At 40.0% G+C, this 20744-nt stretch carries 25 protein-coding genes, 5 pseudogenes and 1 riboswitch; of the genes and pseudogenes, 9 read left to right on the forward strand and 21 right to left on the reverse strand.

The features are described from left to right. Positions 1–23: 23 nt before the first annotated feature. A riboswitch (cyclic di-GMP riboswitch) is annotated at positions 24–116 on the reverse strand. Between the two features lie 540 nt (positions 117–656). The 10 genes from BBEV_RS12680 to BBEV_RS12720 form a co-directional block, all read right to left on the reverse strand. Beyond that, positions 657–1166 (reverse strand): GNAT family N-acetyltransferase, encoded by a 510-nt coding sequence (locus BBEV_RS12680; protein WP_069365806.1) that lies wholly within the window; start codon positions 1164–1166, stop codon positions 657–659. 30 nt (positions 1167–1196) lie between these two features. Continuing rightward, positions 1197–1865 (reverse strand): DUF3159 domain-containing protein, encoded by a 669-nt coding sequence (locus tag BBEV_RS12685; RefSeq protein WP_069365807.1) that lies wholly within the window; start codon positions 1863–1865, stop codon positions 1197–1199. A gap of 5 nt (positions 1866–1870) precedes the next feature. Next, entirely contained in the window at positions 1871–2221 is a 351-nt protein-coding gene (locus BBEV_RS12690) for a DUF1475 family protein (protein WP_069365808.1), read from the reverse strand. Positions 2222–2416: 195 nt separating this feature from the next. Beyond that, the gene (locus BBEV_RS12695; RefSeq protein WP_069365809.1) at positions 2417–2698 is read right to left on the reverse strand and encodes a hypothetical protein; all 282 of its coding nucleotides are present in this window, start codon (positions 2696–2698) and stop codon (positions 2417–2419) included. 481 nt (positions 2699–3179) lie between these two features. After that, on the reverse strand, positions 3180–3608 hold the full coding sequence (locus BBEV_RS12700) for a hypothetical protein (RefSeq protein ID WP_069365810.1): 429 nt from the start codon (positions 3606–3608) through the stop codon (positions 3180–3182). Positions 3609–3659: 51 nt separating this feature from the next. After that, positions 3660–4001: a hypothetical protein gene (locus BBEV_RS12705; RefSeq protein WP_069365811.1), complete on the reverse strand. Its 342-nt coding sequence runs from the start codon at positions 3999–4001 to the stop codon at positions 3660–3662. A 72-nt stretch (positions 4002–4073) separates the two neighbouring features. Next, a complete protein-coding gene (locus BBEV_RS17435) occupies positions 4074–4244 on the reverse strand; it encodes a hypothetical protein (RefSeq protein ID WP_157100983.1) in 171 nt (56 codons plus the stop codon). A gap of 116 nt (positions 4245–4360) precedes the next feature. Then, complete coding sequence (locus tag BBEV_RS12710; protein ID WP_198155002.1) at positions 4361–4543, reverse strand: hypothetical protein; 183 nt, start codon at positions 4541–4543, stop codon at positions 4361–4363. Between the two features lie 89 nt (positions 4544–4632). Next, complete coding sequence (locus BBEV_RS12715; RefSeq protein ID WP_069365813.1) at positions 4633–5061, reverse strand: hypothetical protein; 429 nt, start codon at positions 5059–5061, stop codon at positions 4633–4635. A gap of 461 nt (positions 5062–5522) precedes the next feature. Then, complete coding sequence (locus tag BBEV_RS12720; RefSeq protein WP_069365814.1) at positions 5523–5972, reverse strand: hypothetical protein; 450 nt, start codon at positions 5970–5972, stop codon at positions 5523–5525. A gap of 303 nt (positions 5973–6275) precedes the next feature. On the opposite strand from BBEV_RS12720, the gene BBEV_RS12725 reads away from it, so the two are divergent. The 3 genes from BBEV_RS12725 to BBEV_RS12735 all read left to right on the forward strand — a co-directional run bounded on the left by BBEV_RS12725 (position 6276) and on the right by BBEV_RS12735 (position 7841). Continuing rightward, positions 6276–6779, forward strand: coding sequence for a hypothetical protein (locus BBEV_RS12725; protein ID WP_069365815.1), 504 nt, complete (start codon positions 6276–6278; stop codon positions 6777–6779). Between the two features lie 174 nt (positions 6780–6953). Next, positions 6954–7232: a hypothetical protein gene (locus tag BBEV_RS12730; RefSeq protein ID WP_069365816.1), complete on the forward strand. Its 279-nt coding sequence runs from the start codon at positions 6954–6956 to the stop codon at positions 7230–7232. Between the two features lie 141 nt (positions 7233–7373). Then, complete coding sequence (locus BBEV_RS12735; protein ID WP_157100984.1) at positions 7374–7841, forward strand: hypothetical protein; 468 nt, start codon at positions 7374–7376, stop codon at positions 7839–7841. Between the two features lie 372 nt (positions 7842–8213). Here the strand turns inward: BBEV_RS12735 and BBEV_RS12740 are convergent, their stop codons facing one another. The 3 genes from BBEV_RS12740 to BBEV_RS12750 all read right to left on the reverse strand — a co-directional run bounded on the left by BBEV_RS12740 (position 8214) and on the right by BBEV_RS12750 (position 10093). Beyond that, positions 8214–8951, reverse strand: a complete 738-nt coding sequence (locus tag BBEV_RS12740; RefSeq protein WP_069366741.1) for a Fic family protein — start codon at positions 8949–8951, stop codon at positions 8214–8216. A 345-nt stretch (positions 8952–9296) separates the two neighbouring features. Next, positions 9297–9611, reverse strand: coding sequence for a helix-turn-helix domain-containing protein (locus tag BBEV_RS12745; RefSeq protein ID WP_069365818.1), 315 nt, complete (start codon positions 9609–9611; stop codon positions 9297–9299). Positions 9612–9613: 2 nt separating this feature from the next. Further along, the gene (locus tag BBEV_RS12750; RefSeq protein WP_084007384.1) at positions 9614–10093 is read right to left on the reverse strand and encodes a type II toxin-antitoxin system RelE/ParE family toxin; all 480 of its coding nucleotides are present in this window, start codon (positions 10091–10093) and stop codon (positions 9614–9616) included. A 304-nt stretch (positions 10094–10397) separates the two neighbouring features. Between BBEV_RS12750 and BBEV_RS17645 the strand changes: the two are divergent. After that, a pseudogene (locus BBEV_RS17645) lies at positions 10398–10593 on the forward strand (DDE-type integrase/transposase/recombinase); the annotation flags it as partial. A 41-nt stretch (positions 10594–10634) separates the two neighbouring features. On the opposite strand, the gene BBEV_RS12755 reads toward BBEV_RS17645, so the two are convergent. Together BBEV_RS12755 and BBEV_RS12760 are read right to left on the reverse strand one after the other, a co-directional pair. After that, complete coding sequence (locus tag BBEV_RS12755) at positions 10635–11504, reverse strand: helix-turn-helix domain-containing protein (RefSeq protein ID WP_069365820.1); 870 nt, start codon at positions 11502–11504, stop codon at positions 10635–10637. Between the two features lie 449 nt (positions 11505–11953). Further along, a pseudogene (locus BBEV_RS12760) lies at positions 11954–12342 on the reverse strand (IS1634 family transposase); the annotation flags it as partial. 273 nt (positions 12343–12615) lie between these two features. Here BBEV_RS12760 and BBEV_RS17440 point away from each other — a divergent pair. Next, positions 12616–12774: a hypothetical protein gene (locus BBEV_RS17440; protein ID WP_157100985.1), complete on the forward strand. Its 159-nt coding sequence runs from the start codon at positions 12616–12618 to the stop codon at positions 12772–12774. Positions 12775–12835: 61 nt separating this feature from the next. Here the strand turns inward: BBEV_RS17440 and tnpC are convergent, their stop codons facing one another. Genes tnpC through tnpA form a run of 3 tightly spaced genes read right to left on the reverse strand, consistent with a single transcriptional unit; the run spans position 12836 to position 15139 of the window. Then, positions 12836–14407: an IS66 family transposase gene (gene tnpC / locus BBEV_RS12765; protein ID WP_069365822.1), complete on the reverse strand. Its 1572-nt coding sequence runs from the start codon at positions 14405–14407 to the stop codon at positions 12836–12838. A 43-nt stretch (positions 14408–14450) separates the two neighbouring features. Continuing rightward, complete coding sequence (gene tnpB / locus BBEV_RS12770; RefSeq protein WP_084007197.1) at positions 14451–14807, reverse strand: IS66 family insertion sequence element accessory protein TnpB; 357 nt, start codon at positions 14805–14807, stop codon at positions 14451–14453. Continuing rightward, positions 14804–15139: an IS66 family insertion sequence element accessory protein TnpA gene (gene tnpA, locus BBEV_RS12775; protein ID WP_069364181.1), complete on the reverse strand. Its 336-nt coding sequence runs from the start codon at positions 15137–15139 to the stop codon at positions 14804–14806. Before tnpA ends, tnpB begins: the two co-directional genes overlap by 4 nt. A 37-nt stretch (positions 15140–15176) precedes the next feature. Between tnpA and BBEV_RS12780 the strand changes: the two genes are divergently transcribed. Next, entirely contained in the window at positions 15177–15785 is a 609-nt protein-coding gene (locus BBEV_RS12780) for a hypothetical protein (RefSeq protein WP_157100986.1), read from the forward strand. A 15-nt stretch (positions 15786–15800) separates the two neighbouring features. Here BBEV_RS12780 and BBEV_RS12785 read toward each other — a convergent pair. Further along, positions 15801–17162: pseudogene (locus BBEV_RS12785) on the reverse strand (IS4 family transposase). Between the two features lie 187 nt (positions 17163–17349). Between BBEV_RS12785 and BBEV_RS12790 the strand changes: the two are divergent. The 3 genes and pseudogenes from BBEV_RS12790 to BBEV_RS17210 all read left to right on the forward strand — a co-directional run. Beyond that, the gene (locus BBEV_RS12790; protein WP_084007385.1) at positions 17350–18342 is read left to right on the forward strand and encodes a S8 family peptidase; all 993 of its coding nucleotides are present in this window, start codon (positions 17350–17352) and stop codon (positions 18340–18342) included. Positions 18343–18782: 440 nt separating this feature from the next. Then, positions 18783–19985, forward strand: a complete 1203-nt coding sequence (locus BBEV_RS12795; protein WP_069366743.1) for an ISL3 family transposase — start codon at positions 18783–18785, stop codon at positions 19983–19985. A 163-nt stretch (positions 19986–20148) separates the two neighbouring features. After that, positions 20149–20274, forward strand: a pseudogene (locus BBEV_RS17210) (IS3 family transposase); the annotation flags it as partial. Positions 20275–20377: 103 nt separating this feature from the next. On the opposite strand, the gene BBEV_RS17215 reads toward BBEV_RS17210, so the two are convergent. Both BBEV_RS17215 and BBEV_RS17650 read right to left on the reverse strand, forming a co-directional pair. Continuing rightward, positions 20378–20566 carry a PspC domain-containing protein gene (locus BBEV_RS17215; RefSeq protein ID WP_084007386.1) on the reverse strand — a complete coding sequence of 63 codons (189 nt, stop codon included), beginning with the start codon at positions 20564–20566 and terminating at the stop codon, positions 20378–20380. Between the two features lie 60 nt (positions 20567–20626). Then, positions 20627–20742: pseudogene (locus tag BBEV_RS17650) on the reverse strand (helix-turn-helix domain-containing protein); the annotation flags it as partial. Between the last annotated feature and the right edge of the window lie 2 nt (positions 20743–20744).

Raw genomic sequence — 20744 nt, forward strand, 5'->3', positions numbered from 1 at the left:
GGTGTAAACTATGCACTGACTCCTTCGGTAACTGGCTGGCATCGGACGATTTCCCTTGTCCGGAAGCCCCTCTAGCTTTGCGTCCCTGACTTTCATCAGGTTTGCCTTTATCGAGAACCAGTGATCTGTAGTAATCAGTACTGATCTCTTAGTTAATATGATAATCGATGGAAGACCAAAGCATAATCCTTCAATAGGATCAATCTTTCTTTACCTTCATTTACTTTTAATTCCATTATTTCTTGTTATATGTGTATAAAATCTGTCGAATGTCTCATATAATCAATAATATTGCCATTATATGGTTTTAAAATTCCCTGAATAGCACGGATAAAAGTACAGGATTCAAGAAATCATTTCTTTTATTTCGACACAGTTTGCAGTTATTTTCCAAAAGGTGCGGCATTCCCTGTTTCGATTCGTTGATCACCCGAAGCCTGTATACAGGGGTTCAACCCTTTACCGCAAAGACTTTCGACAATTTCTGCTTTTGTTCAGACGGTGGTATTCGTTGTTTTTCATTATCGGGCATTCAGGACCATGAATGGATCATACATTGGGTTTGATGGAAAAAAACGAATGAACCGATCTATTTGTCTTGGTTCTTCTCTAGATACAGGCAGATTGTCATGTGGTTTGACATTCACCCCTCTGCATTAACGCATCTTCAGGTTCATCAATACTGCATCATAATCAGTGCCCTTGATATGAAAGAAGCTTTCAAACCGGCCGATTTCCTGAAACCCCAGTCCCTTGTATAGGCGGATGGCCCGCTCGTTATCGGCTTTGACCTTTAGATGTAAAATCCGGATCCGTTCAGACTTCGCTGCCTCGTCAATGAGAGCCTCAATCATCTTCCTCCCGATGCCTTTTCCCCAACAGGCCTTCTTCACCGACACCGCCAGTTCGGCGTGATGGGCGATCCGCTGATTTGAAGATGCCTGGTAGCTGGCAATCGATACCAGCTTCTCATCCATTTCACCCACCAGCATACACGCGCCCGGATCGTCCTTCATCTTCTGAAGGATTGAGATTTCCTCCGCTTCTGAAATCGGCAGTCCCCACCCGTCAATCAGCAGGTGATCCGACTCCCCGCCAACCTGCTTCAAATACCCGAGAATGTTCCGGGCGTCCTCCGGTACTGCCACTCTGATCCGAAACGTCATGTTTGTCACCTCTTTACGATCTACTGAAATTTAAAATCCTCTTGTCTGCCCTTTCCAGGGGGCTTCTTTTCCTGCGATGAACTCGTCCACACCAGGTCCCCCCAATTGGCGCAACCGCCAGATCCCGTAAATGTAGCTGATAACGAGCACCGTCACGATCCCGGGCCAGCCGAGGATCGTATTCACCCAGACCAGTGCCAGAGCGTTCCCGTCAATCAGCAGGACCACATGGACAATCAGCCTGAACAGAAAAAACAGCAGCCAGAGCCACGTCACTTCCCGGTATGCCGCTTTCACATCACTGCGCCAAAACCATTCCAAAGGCCACCCCCGGGTCAAATGACTCACCCATGCCGCGAGAGGCTTGCCGATGACCAGCGTCGCAAACGCAACGAAGACGAGTGCTGCACTGCTGATGACCGTTGGGATGAAGTAGTTTGCCGCACTGTCCGTCACATAGGCAAATCCCGATGCAAAGCCGACGCCAAGAAATCCGCCAACGGCATAGAGCCAGTTCTCTTTTCGTATGAGTCTGAGGACGCCCAGGAGCACCGCACTGAACAACGCAATGCCCACTGCTGTATTCAAGCCGAAAAAGCTGTTGCTGAACACAAATAAGAATGGCGGAAATACTGCGTCCAGTGTTTTGCCGGATACAACGGATTTTGCTTCTTCGATCAGTTCCTGCCATTTCGCCATACCATTCAACCTCTCTTCTCTAACAGAGTCTCTTTTTTCCCACCGAGAAAAAAGGTCAGCCAGTCGCCATCACTTTGATACAGTTTCAAGAGGACATACAGACTTGCCGTAAAAAATCCCAGTGTCATCATCAAGACAATCCACACTGCAGCGATCCATTTATTCGCCTCGCGAAAACCGATCCAGACTGAAAACAATATGAATCCGACATACAAATCCACCAGCGATACAATGCCCCATGGATTCGCGAGGATCTCCCCGCCGTCCCGGGTGAAATCCCCGACCGCAAACCCGTAACCAATCACAGCTGTCATCGCCAATAATCCGAGAAAAGCCACTGCTTTTGCCAGTCCCATTCAAAACACCCTCTCTTTGCCATCTCCTTTTATTTTCTCACAAAAACAAAAAAAGCACGCATGATCTGCCTGCATCGGGCGTTTTTTCCCGAAGAATGCCCAATTGATCCGAACGGACCCGCGATCAGCTGCAATCATACAGAAAACCGGACACAAGGCCCGGCTGTTTGTTATCCTATATCTATGTATGGCTCCTTACGATCGCAATGCTTTTTGCTTCAGTGTATAGATTTGCTCATCATGTTCAATTAACCGGTGCTGGATAAATTCCAACTTCTCATCCACCCGGACGATGCGTTTATTCGTGTCATCCTGCCTGGCTGTTAAGACGTCCAATTTCCCTGACACCGACTTTTGATTCTCAGTCAGTTCCGTTTGATTTCTTGCCAGTTCATGTAATGTACCGGACATTTCTTTTTGACTGTCTGACAATTCTTTAATGGCCTGCAGCAGGGTGTTCAACTGATCATCTGTCACGTCAAGAAACCTCCTCCGAAATCTTTTACTGACTCAGTATACCATGAAACACCTTCTTTTTTGAATGGATCATTTGAAGAAAAAACAAGGATAAGAGAGTGATTGGCTGTGATCCCTGTAGGCTCCTTTTCCAGCCGGGAAAACTTTAACGTTTCAGAAAACAAACGAACGGATACAGGAACATCATACTGCTTTACAAATAAAGGAGGACACCGGTTATGGAAGGAAAAAAGATCCCACTCTTTATTTTCCTGTTTCTCGCAGGCGTACTTATCGGCATATTTGTCATTGCACCACTGTTTTGATAAACAACTGAAGAACCCAAAACATCACGCCTTCCAGGATCCTCCTGAAAGGCTTTTTCAATCTGGTGAATCCACAGATGCCATGGATTGTTTCACTTTCTGACACTGCGAGATCCGTTCAACCACTGTAATAACGATCATCACCCTGAGAAAGCCGCTGCCGAATCCGATTCCGGTTATTCGGAGTCACTTACGATGTCCCTGATGCGCCTTTCCAACTCATTGATCTCGTCGTTTTCCACTGAATCATTTATGGCATTGGCGATTTCGGTTCTCTTTCCAGGATCCAGATCAAGGATGTGATACTGCAAATCTGACGTCAGCATCTCATGGACGATCGTCACATTCTGCCATACCTCATTTGCAGCGTCTTGGTTTTCCATCATGTTTCTCGACAGGATTTCAATATCGGTAAATTGCTGGTCCATCCGGATGTAGTTCTCCTCCGTCATCTCCTCCTCAATCTCAACCGCCGCGTTGAACAACAGGCGATGAAGCGTCTCTTCCACACCTTCCTCCGTCCCACGATCTGACAGACTGACGAATAGAAACACGTTCAACAGCAACGAAGCTATCAAAGAGACAACAAGCAGCTTCACGTTCACTACAACACCCCCAAACTCCACAATTACACCATGAACATTCACTGCAACGGGTTATTCAGGTTCGTTCCACATACTTGCAATCCGGAACTCCCCATCGACTTCATAGCCAATAAACCCTCCTATCCCTTCTTGAACGATCTCTCTGTCCTCAATTTTATAGAGCACCGTTCCTTCAGGCAGGTCTCTCGCCTCGCTGTTTGCTGCGGCGGTGCCATTCACCTCTTCCGTCAAGACGCCAATCTCCTTTTCCAGATCTTCTTTAGTCAACGGTTCATACGTGGCAATATAGAGATGCCCTTCCCACATGAAATGGGGTGCATCGATCGATGAATCACATGCCGTCAACACCGTCCCGAAACAAAGGATCAGCAAACCGGTGACAAGATTTTTCATGTTCGATCCCCCTCTCCTTCAGGCATCCGGTCGATTCTTTGTTTGTGGAATAACAACTGTCTTTCCATGGGTTCATGCCGTCAGCCATCTGCTCACTTGGGAGATGATCAAATGATTCATGATTACAACCAGGACAAATACGATCAATGGCTCAGACGTGCTTCCCACCGCAAAAAGAAGCAAAGGAATCAGCACGGAAAAGAATAGCATGAAACCGATATAATACCGTATAACATTAGACATGATTCAGTTCCCCCTCTTCATTGATCAAATCACTGCACCCGATTGGGACGATTTCCCTTCAGCGATTTGAAATTTACTTTTTGTGCTATCAATGTTTACTGATTAACCGTTCATACTCATTTTCGCCAATCAACATGCTGTTTTAACACATCATCAATATATTGAGCCACCGGATTTGAATTCCGATTGGTCTTCCTAATCAGGTGCTGATAGATGTGGACAAAGCCTTTAAACAAGACGTATCCGATCATGACACCAATGAAATTTAAAAACACATCATCCATTATCACTAAACGCAAATGAAAATCAATTAGCATGCGTTCTTCCCCTTGATACCGCGGACTGTATGCATATCTGACCCAACTTCATCAAGCGCGTTTTTGCAGCTTTATGACCTCTTGTTCAAGAACACCGCAATGCATGAGTAAGCCAGTAATCCCACAGTGATCACAGCAGGCCCTGCCAATTGCTGCACTGCATTTCCAACAGGAACATCAAAGATTACAGATGTGATATACCCCAACACAATAAAAGCCGCTACAACCGCTGCGTTTAAATAGTTCAGTGCCTTTATACTGGCTCGTTGTTTCTTAATCACCCAGATCGCAACCAGAAACATGAGCAGTGTCATCGACACTTCGATGGCAGTTGTCCAGTCGCCTAACCTGGTCAGCTCAGAAAAGGCTTCAGATCTTACGCCATCCTGATTCGTCCATCCTTCCCTCAACTGATGCTTATAGATTTCAAGGCCTGTATACAAACTGTTCATGAATAATATCAGCGTGACATACACAATCGAAAACATTTTGATATTCAATCTCTGCCCCCTCTCCCTCGTGCACCCGCTGGTAGTTAAGACCTTTGATTATCCTGCCAAAAACAGAACTGCAAACAGAGCAAAAGCCACGAACGAACTTGCAACATAAGGCAGAGGGGCACCCATGTGAACAACACGACAGCAAGTACAAAGAAAGCAATTCCCATCGAAACCGGAAATAAAAAAATTGTTGTTCATCGCATTGCCTCCTCACGGTTGATCAAAGCCACATTGTCTGTTGTTCAGTCGTTCGCTGACCACAATACCCAAATTTCAACCGTTTATCTCTGATGCATTGAGCGTATCATACTTTTCTATATTTGGGTTTAAATCCCTTGAAAATTTCTGGTCTTTGTCATATCCATCAACAGTTAAATAATAAAGTATTCTCATCTATGCTTACAGATCAATGATCTTTTATCGTTCAGATGAAACATGTTCCGATTAAGAAAACGCGTGATTCAGTCATCCTTGACTTCATTTGAAAATACTGCCCGTACCTTCTTATGAAGCCTATTATCTTCTTCAGGTATCTCATATTGAGTGTCATACATTTGAGCACTGTCATATCCTAATGTGATTACATATTCATTGCCTTCCTTTGTTTCAAGACGAATTTCATAATCCCAAATTGGTATTTCATCATTTCTCTTCATGACCATATCTGAACTTTCATCGATCACATCTATCATCTTTTCAGGGGACTCGACGACGATTTGCTCTTCCTGGCCCTCTAATTGGTCATAAGCTCTTTTTCGGGTATTATGGAGCTTCATTTCCACAATTTCCTCCTCGCCTATCCATTCTTCCATGATTTCACCATAGGTTGTGTATTTCATTTGGTCATAGATAACAAAGCCCACAATGAATACAACGAATCCGGTTACGAATAGAATCGTCTTTTTTCTCACGTACATCCCCCCCTTTTATAAATCATCCACTTTCAAATCATTCTATTTTTTATTTTATTACATTCTTTTTATTGGAATCATACGTATTTGTCGTCACTTATGATCGTTGACGAAAGTGACCAGAATGGGCCTTTTTTCTCAAGAGTTTCGATTGCGATGAGAAGAACCTTTAAAAAAACTAACCGTAATCGGCAAAATGAAGTGAAGACGATTAACATTTTTATTACAGGAATTATAATACCATATATAGAAAGATATGATACACTTTGATTATCTTCATTCATTGTAAAAGGGGGAAAGGATATGCAAAATAAAGAGAAAATCAAAACGTATGCACTTATTTTATTAACCATTTGCTTTGTCATCACTGCACCCATGCTTTTTCAAGCTAAAATGGAAGATAGAAGACAATACGAAGCTTTTTTAAATGAGTTTTATGCTAACCTGGACAATACATTATATTCAATTGAGTATTTTTTATCTGAAGAAGAAAAAGGTGTAACAACTTTAGCAAGTATTGAACATAATTTAGAAACGACTCATTTACTATTGCGTATGGGTGACAAAACGGTGAATAGCCATATCAGTGCCCAACCAAGGTTTTTTGCAGGACGAATCACACAACACCCTAATGATGAGGGAACCTTAACTGAAGAGCAGCAATCAGAATTGGAGAAAGTTCGGGAAGGCCTTCAATACATGAAGGAAGGGTTGTATTCTGAGGAAACCGGACAGGAAAATAAACATTTATCGGCAAAAGAATTCAATGCAATCATTGAACAAGGCGCAAGTATCGGTGCACCATGACAAAACGCATTCGATGTTCATTTTTCTCTGCATTTCAAGATAGCTTTTTAAAAACAGAAAAATGAAAGATTGGAGTTGATTTTATTTAGTACTAACAAATACATTCCATTTTATCTGGCGTTCTTATGTTTCGTGTCATTCGTGAATGGGCTTACTTTTTGGAGAGACGATCAAATGATTTCAGCAGCAGTTGGCATAATTGCTTCGGCATGGTTGCTCCTGACTTTAATCGGTTATCGTAAAGGGATTAATTTATTCTTGTGGTCAGGAATGATCATTCTTTCAACGTATACGCTTTATATGATGGGTTCGTTTATCTGGTCATTCACATCAGAAACGGTTTCTTTATTTTTAGTTGTACTGGTCCTTTTGCTGACAACAGTTAATCTATTCGTCATTGTTAAATTGAAAGAGGCGATTAACCTTCATCAACAACCAAACAACGCCAGCTGAATAAGACAAGAAAACTGCATTAGACTTCCATTTTTATGAAGGTTTTTTATACATATCAGAATTGAACGTTCAAAGAACGATAAAATAAAAAGGGATGATGATTACATGAAACCATTTTTCAATATATTCGTTTTGATATTCTTGTCAACAGTTCTCACAGGCTGCCAAGGTGAAGATCAAATAAACGAATTAGATTGGGGAGAAACCGCCGAAACGGGGACATTGGAAATCACCCCAACGGATATTCAGGTGAATCGTGATCATGATGAGACTGTGTTCTGGGATGTAAGTGAATCGGGACAAGAAGTCATCATCGATTTGGAAATCAAAAACATGTCAGACTCCGTCGTCATCATGGACCGGGATTTTTATTATGAGTCATTCGGTGTACTGCACGAGGAAGACGTGATGGAGGGAGAAATCACTGTTGCAAGAATGGACCTGGACATCATGCCGCTCCCAGTTTACCAAGATGATTTGGATGAAGGCGCGTCCATCGAAACCCAAATCATAGTAGTTGTGGATGAAGGGGAATTGTTCTCATTAGCATTTGATGCAGATGGATATTCTGAAAATGAATCATATGAAGTGAGTTGGGCGATCGAATAAGCACTGTAAAGGGGCAATCTTCAATTTTATCAGACAATTTCTGTTCACTTTCATCTGACAGTAAAGGGGGTATATATAACGATGAGCAATGTAGGAGTTCCAGGGTTACTGTTAATTCTGATTGTACTTGCCTTAATGGTTGGAGGTATTTGGCTATTATTTCGTGCACTATCAAAAAAGTAATGACTCTTGAATGAACGGGTATTGAACAATCAGGCGTGTTAGTTGAATAAGAAACGATAAATTTAAAAGCGGAGAAATTCTCCGCTTTTATTTACTTTCTTCATTTTATGAGTCAAGGGGATACTCCTTTTAATTCCAAAGAAACTATCCCTTTATTTCTTTAGATAATCAATCATATGCCCAGGTTATTCAATCCACTAAAGATAACCACAATTTTTCAGACTCGATGACATGTTGCGAAATCAGTTCAATGAATGGTTCATAATTCATCGTTGTGTGTGCCAGATCAAGAACATCATAATATCTTGCACGTTCCTCATTTTTTATAATGATTGGAGGATAACCATTTTTCATTAACTCAAAGTTAAGAAGTAACCTCGAAGTACGCCCGTTCCCATCAATGAATGAATGAATTTTCACGAATTCACCATGGATCAGCGTTGCCCTGACAATGGGATGATGCGCTTTCCATTCATTCTTATATTCCCCAAGGAGTTTCTGCATGAAATCCCCAACTTCAAAATGCTTCGGCGGAATGTGCTTTGCACCGCTGATGACCACATTTTCACTCCGGTACTTGCCTGCATTTATATTATCTATTTCTTTTAGTATCAATGAATGAATGTTTTTTATATTCCATTCAGAAAGTGGTTCCTCATTTGCAACCAAATCTTCTATAAACGTGATCGCATCCCGATGGTTAATGGTTTCCAGATGTTCCACCATGCTTTTACCGCCGACCGTAATCCCTTCAAGAACGACTTTTGTCTCTGACAGTGTCAAAGTATTCCCTTCAATGGCATTGCTGTGGTAGGTCCATTCCACAACAAGTTTTTCCCTGAGAGAATTGGCAAGCCCTTTTGTAAAAGGTCTGCGCCCGTCGATCTTTTTTTTGAGTGAATCGATATAACTGAAATCATATTCCAAGCCAGTGTAACGCTTTTTATTTGCCTGTCTTGCGTCCACAGGTTTAGCCGCTTCAACAGGTATGGACCAATCCCGACCAATTCTAATTGCCCCTTCAATACGCCCCTCACCGCACAATACCCGAACTCGCCGATCGCTTATTCCCCATTTATTACTTGCTTCTTTTGAGTTCATATATTGCATAACCAACCACCTCACCTAAATATTATACCGCTAACGGAATAATGTAAAGTTGGATCATGAGATAATCTTTCCTTTTTCAGTATACCGTTAAAGCAAAAAACACCCTTCAGATGATTTCTGAAGAGCGTCGCTTATAAGTATAGTTTTTTCTAGGGTGGAATACTAATGTGACATCGTATCTACTTTTTCTTTTTTGAATTCGATTTTCAGCTTTGCTCCTGTATTGGTCCTTTCCAGAATACGCTGAAGTTTGTGAACTGTGATATTCTGTGAGCCATTTTCCAATCGCGATATCAAGGGTTGCTTTTCACCAGTTAATTCTGCGAATTCTTTCTGTGTTAATCCCATTTCCAAACGGAGTGTAATCAGTGATTCTCTTAATTCCTGGTTCATCTCTCGGCTTGAATCCTCTATTAAGGATTTAAATTCAGCATCTTCTGGTGATCGTTTCTTTGTATATCTTTCTCTGAATCCCATGATTAATTCTCCTTCCTGTCTAACCAATCCTTTTTAATCTTAATTGCAAACTGTATTTCTCTCAAAGGGGTTTTGCTGCTTTTTTTATGAAATCCATGAGTCAAGAGCAAAAGCGTTTCATCATCTTTAAAGAAGAAGATACGGTAAATGTTACTGCTGTGTTTTATACGCAATTCATAAAGATCATGTTTTTTAAAATAATCAACATGAGGATGACCCCAGCGCGGTCCAAACCTTTCCAGCAATTCAATATCACGCATGATTTTTTCTGCAGCTTTTGCGGGCAATTGATCCAGAAATGCCTCTACATAAGATTCACCGTCTCGTGTTGTATAGTCTTCGACACGCCAACTTAAATGATCCATCTGATATACCTCATAAGTTATATCTTCTTTTATTATATGATTTCCAAAAGCCGTTGTCCAGTTAACTAAAGATAGCATTTGATACTTCTCTTCATAAAGAATACTCTCCAGGATCATCCCTGAAGAGCGTTCATCTACTTATCCATATTCAAAATCCATTTACACCGCAGGCTTTCAGTCTTCTCTGTACATCACGGTGACCGCTTCCACGTGTGATTGTGGAACACCTCAATACAATTCCGCGAAATGATCGCATGTTTTTGCGGAAAAGTGTCCCCCCCCTTAGAAAATGACTATAGTCAGTTAAGGTTTAATTGGCAGGTGTGTTTTGTTACTGGAAAGAAGGACTTTGTAGCGGAAAGCGTCCCATTCTAACAAGCAATTTCTGTTCACTTCAGTCTAGAAATTACAACGTCCGTTTGAACAAAGCATGCATTATATTTGTGTATGAGTCGATTTATATAATCGTGAGATTATTGGGTTCAGCGCCAGTCCTCATAAAAACGTTGAATTAGTTAAACGTACCTTTGTGCATCGTCTCCTACAATCTAAATCGAATCAAGATGTTTCATACGGACAGAGGCAGTGAGTTTAAGAACCATGTGATCGACCAGGCACACTTATCAAATGTTTAAGCATCCTTAGCTTTATTTAGTTCTCAGTTTACTAGCATAGTTCTTATACTCTTCTCCTCGGATAATAATTTATTCCTCAAACTCTGATTCTTCATGACTTTAGAGATTTCATATGCTTCTCTTTTTAACTCCTCAGCATACTCTATATCCTTGTGATGAAGTCTTATCATACTTTTCCGGAGCAAGCATATCGAAATTTGAATGTAATAGTTTTTTTCTATGAAAGTGTTTAACATCTCGTCATTTATTATTTCGGCTTTCTTTGTCATTTTTCTGCGCAATAATAACTGAACTAAATTAAATTTTATCGGTAAAAATACATTCTCATATTTAGAATAAGGAATGTATTTTTCTCCCTGTTTCAAAGCGAATTCTGCTATATGTTGAGCTGTTTCTATCGGGAAAGCAAATAGAATATTATTAATTAGTTTAATATCTGACAGGTACCAACTGTCGAGTTTCTCTAATCTACCCCAAACTAAATTCCCATATTTGGAAGCTTCATTATAATCCTCATTTTGAATAGCTAAAAGCGCTTTTGACACACTTAGTATATCTTTAAGTAATACATCGTTTTGAACACTGAGATAGTTCTTTATCTCCTGTATGATCCCATTTATTTTTTTATTATCAATAAATGTTAGGCTGTTGAATTCACGAATGATTTTCTCTTTTTGTGATTCATTATCATGATAATACAAGTAATTAAATTCTGCTATATCCATATCCATATTAAGTAATATCTCATGGAGTTTTTGATAGCTAATTTCAATTTTCCCTAATTCAAACTTGGAATAATTAGTTTGGTGCATGACACCATCAGCAACATCAACCTGACTCATGCTTTTTGATAATCTAATTTCTTTAATTAAATATCCAATTTTTGTATTCATTTCATCCACCTACTTTAATCATTTATGCTTAAATATCTTAAAATTCATTTTACAGAATATACAATGAAGTCATGATTTTATCTATTTGGTAAATGTCAGTGTATATACTTCGTGAATTTCCTTTCTTTCTACTACTTTATTCTATTCTTGGCATTTATCCAACTATTGAAAGGGGGTAATTAGATGGATTTTATTAAATTGCTATCAGATTGGTTAATTGGATGTTGTTAATTAAACAAAGAACATGATTTAAAGATATTTACGATCAACAATTAAATTAAAAGGAGCATAGACATCGCGAGACATGGGAGGGTACTCCTTTGTAGGATTGTAAAGATCCAATAGTATGAATATATCAACCGCCAGAAAAATGGAATCATAGACTATTGTAATTATTGAATGGATTTAAACGTTCCAATAGTCCACTGATGAAATAAGCCTGCATCTCACATTTTCTTTTTAACACAAGACAAGTAGATTAATGCAATAAATTCTGCAAACAATTTCCCATTTAATGATAATTCATAAGAAACCTGCATTCTTCTGAAGTTCAAACGGTCTTTCAAATTGCCGAAAGCCTTTTCTACGATGTCCATACTCCGATAGAGAGATAGGGCTTCAAAAGGTTCTTTCACTTCGTTTGACAGGAGTGCGAAATATCCATAATTTCTTACTGTATCGCGCACGACATCTTCTTTTGGAATGATTTTCTTACTCCGCTTCGGCCTTTCAGTGACTTCAAAAAACTTAGTATAATCTTTCATACGGTACTCTTTCAGTGTATTCTCACTGATATCCCGTTTTAGGGAAGAGAGAAGTAGTCATTCATGTCGGTCTGAATACATTCCGGTAAAGCAGGATGTAATGGTTCCAATTTAGCCATAAAAAACACCTCAAAAATTTAGATTTGGTGATCTAACTTTTGGGGGCGCTTCATCAGAGTAAATATCAGTGCGTACTTTAAATAATTACGGTGAACAAGAAAACACCTTTGTTATTTTTTGTTAATATATTAAATTATGAGAAAGTTATGATACTGTAATTCAGAAGTCTTCTAGATAATAAATTTCAATTAGGCAGAAAATAAATTTAAATTTGAGGGGTTTTGTAAATGATGAAAAAAGGTGTAATTAGTTTATTGGTGTTTGTTTTGTTTTTCATTAGTGCAACAAATACGACTATTGCTAATGGCAATTCAGATCAGGAAAGATTCTCTAATGAGACAATTGATACTACGTTAACTGAAATAATTGATATTATCTCTGAGTAAGCGTCAAAAATCCGCACCTATTAATTTAGATGCGGATTTCCTATACTGAGTTTAAATTCGATTATTTGATCCGAATTTCCTCTGGTAATGATTCTGACCAGGGTAGAAACTGATCCATTTCAGATTGCTTGCTATTGGGCAAATGTTCAAACAAGTAATCCAGATAAGCTTGAGGCTTTAAACGATTCTCTTTTGCTGTCTCAATGATACTGTAAATAACACTACTGCTCTTTGCACCTCGCGGTGTATTGGAGAACAGCCCGTTTTTTCTTCCAATCACAAAAGGTTTTATGCTGCGCTCAGCTCTGTTGTTATCTATATCAAGGCGGCCATCCTTTAAGAAGTTTCTCAGGTGATCCATTTGATTGATAGAATAAACAATGGCTTTTCCAAGGAGCGTTTTCGGTAAGGTTTTGGCTCGCATCGTTTGAAGCCATGCTGAATAAGCCTCCAAAACAGGTTTTGAACGTTTTTGACGAACGTCATAGACTTTTTCCGGAGAGAGGCGCTCTTCCTGTATATGCTTTTCGATGCGATAGAGCTGGTTGATAAAATCCAGACCCTCCTGTGCAGAACTTTTGGTTGTCGAACCATCATCAGGTAAGGATTTCACAGCATCTACGAATTTCCTGCGTGCATGAGCCCAGCACCCAACAAGTTCGACTTTCGGTTTTAAGCCGTGATAGCCTCCATATCCGTCTACGTGCAAGTATCCTTTAAATCCTTCAAGGAAACGAATTGGATATTTACTGGCGCGTCCGGGTTGATAGTCGTAGATCACAATCGGCACACTGCTCATGCCTGATCGGTACAACCACATATAGGAGGTAGAGCTCGCTTCCTTCCCATCCTCTTTGAGAACTTGAACAGTCGTTTCATCGGCATGAAGAACATCGAGCAATGTTAAAGTCTCAACCATCCGATCGTAGATCGGTTCCAGCCACTGTTCAGAACCTTCAAGAATCCAATTTGAAAGGGTCTGCCTTGATAAAGGAACACCCAAACGATTGAATGCCTGTTCCTGGCGATAAAGCGGCGTCCCCTGAACAAATTTCTGGTCCATGATGTAAGAGACCATCGATGGTGAAGCAAGGCTTCCTGGGAATGCCCGCTCTGGAACAGGTGCTTTAACAATCGGGTTTCCCGTACCGTTTTTCTCACAGTCTCTGCAACTGTATAGATAGGTAACATATCGAATTACTTTAACCTCTGCCGGAATGATTTCCAATTCTTCTTTGACTTGTTGCTTCATTGTATGGAGCTTTCCATTGCAGCACGAACAAACCTGATCCTCAACCGGGAGTGTATGCTCAATGGTTTTTGATGGAAGGTTTTCTGTAAGGTCCTTTCGGACTTTGCGCTTTTTCTTACGTTCATATGTAATCGATTCGACCGTTGGTTCTTCTTCGGACGGATGTTGTTCTTGCTCTGCTTCATTAAACAGAGGCAGCTCCAGCTGATCCGGATCCGTTTTTTCACTGGACTTACCGAATTTTTGTCTTTGCTGGAGGCTGAGCTGTTCCTTGTACCATTTGAGTTGAAGTTCAAGTTCAGCCTTTTCCCGTTCAAGTTTCGAGACACGGTCTTCGAGATGTTCAGTTGTTTTGGGTGAGATCGCAGAAGATTTTTTCATAACGAGATTTATTTTATATGGAAACGCGATTCACTTCAATAGTTTATACAACTTTTTCAGGAGATAACTTTCTGTGGGCTCCTTTTTGATCAATCGGAAGCCCATCCAGAAGCCATCTTAACTGCCTGTCTGTAATGAGTAAGGGTTGATGGTCATCTGCTTTGGGCCAAGGAAACGTCCCTTTTTCAAGGCGGCGATAATAAAGCCAGAAACCATTATGATCCCAATGCAAGATTTTAATCTTATCCCTTTGTCTGTTACAGAAGACAAAGAACGACGGTGAGAAAGGATTCAGTTGGAACCCTTCCTGCACAATGGCAGCTAATCCGTCGATGGATTTCCGTAAATCTGTTGCACCTTTTGCAAGGAAGACTTGTTTAGGCTGAGCATGAGACATCATAATGCATTCACTGCTCGAAGAAGATTGGTGAGGTCCGACTGATCTAATCCCGAAGGGATTTCAAGTCGGCTATCATTTGGAAGGGTAAGATAGATCATTTGGGGATCAGGTCGGGATGTGGCATCAACGTTTACGGGTATCCAATTAGTTTGCGGCTGTTCTGCGGTTGCAAGTGATTTGGATTCTTCTTTAAATTTACGAATCCAGTAGCGCACTTGATGGACCGTGAATTCATCATTTTGACGAACCCACTCAGCTACAGACAGTCCAGATTTTTGGACCTCTTTAACTTTATGTTCCCAGAAATCTCTGAGGTTAGCATTCCTATTCATCGCGTCAACTCCTTCGTACTTTTACTATAATCACAGTATGAAGGAGCTAATAATAAAATTACACGTGCTTATTTTTGACGCTTACATCTCTGAGGAGATAGTTATTGATCAAACTGGAATTAAACTAGAAAACAGAAGAGTTGTTATTGAAGAATTAAACAAATTGGATTTTGAACTTTTAAACGAAATAGCTAAATCTCAAGGAATTGAATATAATGGTAAACTTAATTCTCAAAGATTACTAAACATGTACCTTAAAGGCATAAAAGACTTGAATAAAGAAATTAAAAACAAAGATGTATTAGTTCTAGAGAATGGAACTCTAGTTGATGCAGTTGACGATGGTTTTTATGTGCAAGGTGGATCAACATACGATGTTAGACGTTGGTGGGGAATAAAAAGATACAAAAGTAATTCTAATGCGAGAAGATGGGAATTTGATATAAGAGCAGCTGGACAGGCTAATGCTGCTGGAGCTATAGTAGGTGGTCTAGTTTTCGGACCGTGGGGAGTAGCAGGTAACGGAATCACTTCTGTTTATCTTTTCAACCTAGCTGATAGGATTTCATATCATAACGGCAGAACTAGTAGGGGAATTATTGCTAATATGCACTATACATTAACTTTTAGCATAACAACCCAATAATGTTTATTTACTAACTCAACTTTCGCAGACTGAAATAGGCAAGTAAGCCTTGATATAATTGGGCAAAGCATCAATCCATTGCATGAGTTGATCTTTGACCATCTTTTGAATCTTACGATTCACATGTTGCAGCGTATCTGGAAGAAGCTCGATGAGCTGCTGGAGTGCAATGGCCCAATCAAGATCTTCAATTTGGTCGCATAATTCATAAAATAGACCACCAAGTGTACGGTCATCCGTGCTGCATCGATGTTGCCAGGACAAAACGATATATCTTGCAAACACAATGGTCGTGTGACTGATCAAAGCGTCGTATGACCGGCTTTGAAATTCTTTTTGAAGTCTTATTAATGACTTGGTTGTCTTGAAAAAAACTTCAATATCCCAACGCATGCCGTAGATCTTGATGATTTCCCGGTCATCAAGTGTACAGTCGGTTGTCAGTATTGCTAGCCATTCACTTTTCTTATTTCGATTGCGAACAAAGACAATTTTGACACGGATATCGTTCGCGGTGATTGTGTGAACCGATCGAAGGATACTTTTGCTTCCAGACACTAGATTTGCCTGCTTATAAAGCTCTTTTAAACCGACAAGTTTACCGTTAATCAGGTAACACTGTTTTGAATTCTTGATCATGCCAATGACATCTAGTCCTTGTTCTTTTATTTCTTTGATCAGTGGCTGATGCGTGAACTAGGAATCCATCAACATATAAGAGGCATCAATTCCCTGATTCATTGCCCTTTTTAACATGGATGGGATGATACCAAGAGCTTTTTGAAGCACTTCGGTACGACGTTTATATCCGGAAGTGCGTTTATCAATCTCTTTCGAAATACCGTTGATCTAGCATTTCTGAGATCTGAGCAAAGTAAAGTCGAGTGGAATGAAGGTAGCACCGTCGAACCAACCTTAGGTCAGCATCCTGAAACCTTTATAATAGCTCATTTTTTGAGTCGCATGGTCAAAGCAACGAGCAAGCAGTTCCACAGATTTACTGCGGTTCCGGTCATAAGAGGAATCATCCAGTATGAATACTTTAGGACGTGTATGATCCGTCAATCTCGTTATACGTTTAATCACATCAGCACTGAAAAACAAAAGGAATCGTCGCCAGGAAAATGTAGATTGATTCAAAAAACGATAAACAGCATCTTTAGCAGGGAAATCGGAAGATTTCTTCCCTTCCAATGTTTGGAACCAATATTTGTGTTCAAAAATCAATGAGAAGATCAACTGAAACAAATAGCTGCATGAAAAACCAAATGACTTTGTAATACCAGCGTTTCTCAAGTGTGTGAATACATTCAATTCCTTAAATGTTCCATTCAGGTCCACAAACAGTTGCTTCTGATCATTGTTTTTCGCTATCATATAGTAGGCACCTCTTCTATTTGGTAGTGTGATTCTGTCAAATCCAATATACCAAAAGTTGAGGTGGTTTTCTTTTGCAAACAAAAGTATCAATCAATATATCCATTCTTGATGCGCCATTGAGAGTCAAGAATTGAACAGCAGTTTATCGGTACCAAAGTTGAATTACTAAGAAAGAGGTTTTATTATGAACAGTGCATTATTTATGACAATATGGTTTATTCTTCTTCTTATTGCTCTTATACTACATAAACAATTAGGCTTAGATAAGTATCCTATTATTAGATATTCAGTAATAGGCTTAATGGTATTAGTTTTCATATCTGGTATATTAGTTATGTTTACTGGTATTAGTTTCGGTACGAGCAAATGGAGCGAAGAATATGGTTGGCACGTTGATTATATGGGGTATGAAGAAATTCACACTTATTCCACAGGGGAGTCACAAAGGATTGCCTTGATAGATACTGGGGTTTCAGATTTCCAAGAAGTCACGAACTTAATTGCGTTTGTAGATAGTGATGGTGTGGATTATAATGGTCATGGTACGATGATGTATTCTATTATTAAGGGCCATGAAGATGAAGTACTTGGTATTGCCCCGAACGCTGAAATAAACTCTATTAAAGTAATGGATTTTGAGGAGTCTATTACCCCAGAAAACTTAACAAAAGCAATTGAAAAGGCGATTAATTTAGAAAGTACAGTTATTAGCTTAAGCCTAGGAAGCTATCTTTATAGCGAGTCTGTTTCAAAAGCAATAGACCTTGCACTAGATCAGGGAATTACAGTTGTTTCTTCAACAGGTGATTTCGAATCAGCAGATATGCTTTTTCCAGCATCTAAATCGGGTGTGATTTCTGTTGGCTCTATATCTGATAATATGAAGGTTTCTAATTTTACCAACGCCCCTAATGAAGCGGTTATTAACGCTCCTGGTGATGGAATAAAGAGTGTTTTGAACAATAAAGAGATAGAGTACAACTTTGGTACTTCCCAAGCAACAGCCCTTATCTCCGGTTATGTTGCTCTTCTAAGAGATTATGCAATTCAGGAAGGCGTAGATTTAACTAACGAGGATATTTCCTCCTTATTAACTGTTATCAATAATAGTAAAACTGATTATATAAATGCCTTCTCAAAATTGACTGAAGAAAGAGGGCAGAATAGTTTCAGGTAACTGTCACGTCCAAAAATTATACTATGCTATCGGGTATAATTCATGAGTAAGAAATAAAAGGGTGATACATATTATACTTTACTAATATGTATCACCCTTTATTTTTTAAGGCTCTAAAATATATGTTGGGGTTTAGAAACAATTGCGGTTCTCTCTTCGAGGTGTTTTTCAAACGCTCACGGCGGACGCTTGCCAAGGGGCTTGTCTTCAGCTAATTCTGTCTCAGCTTTGCATCGTCAGAATGGATCTTCAGACTGCGCTGATCCCTCTGGCGTCGCCGCCTTTCACTCATGAAAAACAAGCTGATTTGTTCCAAGTCAACATGGTGAATTGCTATAAATTTGGGCATAAAAAACACGCAGGCTCCTCTATCCTTTACACTTGAATTGTCCAGAAACAAAGTGAAGGAGAGGATCTGCGTGCATACTACTGATTTTAACATGAACTTTCCGGGGTTAGAAGAAGCGATCGTCACGAAAACAGCCATTGTTGATGGGGAAGTACACATTCATATCGAGATGGAACGCGAGCCGCACAGGTGCCCATGTTGTTCTGAATGGACGAGTAAAGTCCATGATTACCGGGTCCAGAAGGTGCAACACCTGAAGATGTGGGAACGACCTACGGTCTTGTTCTATCGTCGAAGACGTTACGTGTGCCGATATGGAAAACGATTTTCTGAACAGATCAAACTGGTGGAGCGTTACCAACGACACACTTTGGAATGGAATCAGGCGTTGGGACTCCGTGTGATCCAGGGAAAGAATTTCACGGATACGGCCAGACAGTTTCATACGTCTCCAACCACCGTGATGAGAAGGTTCGATCAGATCGCTGCCCCTATGTTGTCCGAGGTGAAGGAGCTGCCTTCGGTCATTGCCATCGATGAGTATAAGGGAGACACCGAAAAAGGGAAATATCAAGTCATGATTGCAGATGGTGTGACAGGAAAACCATTGGATATTTTACCGGACCGTGCGGTCCAAACCGTCAAACGTTATTTACAACAGAAAGGCAGTCAAGTCCGCATCGTGGTCATGGACATGAGCCATTCCTTTAAATCAGCGGTAGACCAGGCATTGGGCAAACCTGTTATTGTCGCCGACCGGTTTCATTTCTGTCGTTATATCTATTGGGCGCTGGACCGAATTCGGCGCCGTGTACAGAAGGAATTCCACGAATATGATCGGAAAAAGTGTAAACGGATGAAGCATGTTTTTCATAAACACGCGCAAGACTTAACGGAGAAACAACACTGGTATCTCCAACGCTATCTGTCTTTGTCAGAGGAGCTTCGTGAAGCCTATGAAGTGAAAGAAGCTTATCGCGATTGGTTTGAAACGGCGAAACAGGTTGGGCAACATGATGTGCGAAGCGTAAAAGAAGAACTTCATGCGTTCTATCAATGCGTGGAGGCATCGGAGATGCAAGAGTTTCAAGACGTCCTGAAAACATTCCGAAATTGGGAAGTGGCCATCCTGAACAGCTTTGCATATGGTTATACAAACGGTCCGATCGAAGGGTTAAACAATCAGACGAAAGTGATCAAACGGAATGCATTCGGATTCAGACGATACGATCGTTTCCGATTCCGGGTATTACTGCATCATCAATTCAAAAATGAACATTTTCAAGTAGGATAAAGGGGCAGCAGCAAAATGCCACTACCCCAACAATTGACTTAGAACCATTTTTAATCACTTTCTACAATTTAGGTCTTGATAAATTTCAACGCTCGTTTACGAACTAGCCCATATTTTAAAAATGATCAATAAATCGGTTATACTTAGTTGGACAGATCAACACGAACTTGACCTTGCATTATTTGATTACGTAAATTGGTACAATAACATACGCATTCATGGATCATTGAATTATTTATCACCGATTGAATTCAAGTCGAAGAGACCTTTAAAAATTTGTTCGATTTAGTGTTGACATACCACTGTTGATAATTTAGAAAAAGATAAACTCTTTTTAAATTGGGAGTTTTGTTAGTTTTATTGTCTTCTTTAATTAGGCCATTCAACTTATATTACAAAGAACAAGGTGTATCGTCAATAGAGTTAGCAAGTATTATATATATAATTAAAGACAAAGGCATAGTGAAAATAAATATTAACCTCACACCTAAAGGTGAAATTCCGAAAAAGTCCGCTAGTCCTCCGCATACTCCTAAAATTGACCTATTCTTGGTTGACCTTAGTAATTTTTTATTATTCATTACAAATCCCCCCCAAAATTTAATCAAATATATCTGCTCTTGCGTTCGATTGTTCTATTCTTTGAACGATTTACTGTTCTGGTATTGTTTAACCCATTATCAAAGGCAGAAGGCGTAAGCTTGTATTCCTTGATAAGATGGGCTCTGGGCTTACCTGCTTGATACAGTTGCACCATTT

The organism is Salisediminibacterium beveridgei (genome assembly GCF_001721685.1).
Lineage (GTDB): Bacteria > Bacillota > Bacilli > Bacillales > Salisediminibacteriaceae > Salisediminibacterium > Salisediminibacterium beveridgei.

Bases quoted from the DNA above. Each gene is read 5' to 3' on its own strand.
- BBEV_RS12680 (WP_069365806.1), bottom strand. From the start codon at position 1,166: ATGACGTTTCGGATCAGAGTGGCAGTACCGGAGGACGCCCGGAACATT.
- BBEV_RS12685 (WP_069365807.1), bottom strand. From the start codon at position 1,865: ATGGCGAAATGGCAGGAACTGATCGAAGAAGCAAAATCCGTTGTATCC.
- BBEV_RS12690 (WP_069365808.1), bottom strand. From the start codon at position 2,221: ATGGGACTGGCAAAAGCAGTGGCTTTTCTCGGATTATTGGCGATGACA.
- BBEV_RS12705 (WP_069365811.1), bottom strand. From the start codon at position 4,001: ATGAAAAATCTTGTCACCGGTTTGCTGATCCTTTGTTTCGGGACGGTG.
- BBEV_RS17435 (WP_157100983.1), bottom strand. From the start codon at position 4,244: ATGTCTAATGTTATACGGTATTATATCGGTTTCATGCTATTCTTTTCC.
- BBEV_RS12725 (WP_069365815.1), top strand. From the start codon at position 6,276: ATGCAAAATAAAGAGAAAATCAAAACGTATGCACTTATTTTATTAACC.
- BBEV_RS12730 (WP_069365816.1), top strand. From the start codon at position 6,954: ATGATTTCAGCAGCAGTTGGCATAATTGCTTCGGCATGGTTGCTCCTG.
- BBEV_RS12745 (WP_069365818.1), bottom strand. From the start codon at position 9,611: ATGGGATTCAGAGAAAGATATACAAAGAAACGATCACCAGAAGATGCT.
- BBEV_RS12750 (WP_084007384.1), bottom strand. From the start codon at position 10,093: ATGATCCTGGAGAGTATTCTTTATGAAGAGAAGTATCAAATGCTATCT.
- BBEV_RS12755 (WP_069365820.1), bottom strand. From the start codon at position 11,504: ATGAATACAAAAATTGGATATTTAATTAAAGAAATTAGATTATCAAAA.
- BBEV_RS17440 (WP_157100985.1), top strand. From the start codon at position 12,616: ATGATGAAAAAAGGTGTAATTAGTTTATTGGTGTTTGTTTTGTTTTTC.
- tnpC (WP_069365822.1), bottom strand. From the start codon at position 14,407: ATGAAAAAATCTTCTGCGATCTCACCCAAAACAACTGAACATCTCGAA.
- tnpB (WP_084007197.1), bottom strand. From the start codon at position 14,807: ATGATGTCTCATGCTCAGCCTAAACAAGTCTTCCTTGCAAAAGGTGCA.
- tnpA (WP_069364181.1), bottom strand. From the start codon at position 15,139: ATGAATAGGAATGCTAACCTCAGAGATTTCTGGGAACATAAAGTTAAA.
- BBEV_RS12780 (WP_157100986.1), top strand. From the start codon at position 15,177: ATGAAGGAGCTAATAATAAAATTACACGTGCTTATTTTTGACGCTTAC.
- BBEV_RS12790 (WP_084007385.1), top strand. From the start codon at position 17,350: ATGAACAGTGCATTATTTATGACAATATGGTTTATTCTTCTTCTTATT.
- BBEV_RS12795 (WP_069366743.1), top strand. From the start codon at position 18,783: ATGAACTTTCCGGGGTTAGAAGAAGCGATCGTCACGAAAACAGCCATT.
- BBEV_RS17215 (WP_084007386.1), bottom strand. From the start codon at position 20,566: ATGAATAATAAAAAATTACTAAGGTCAACCAAGAATAGGTCAATTTTA.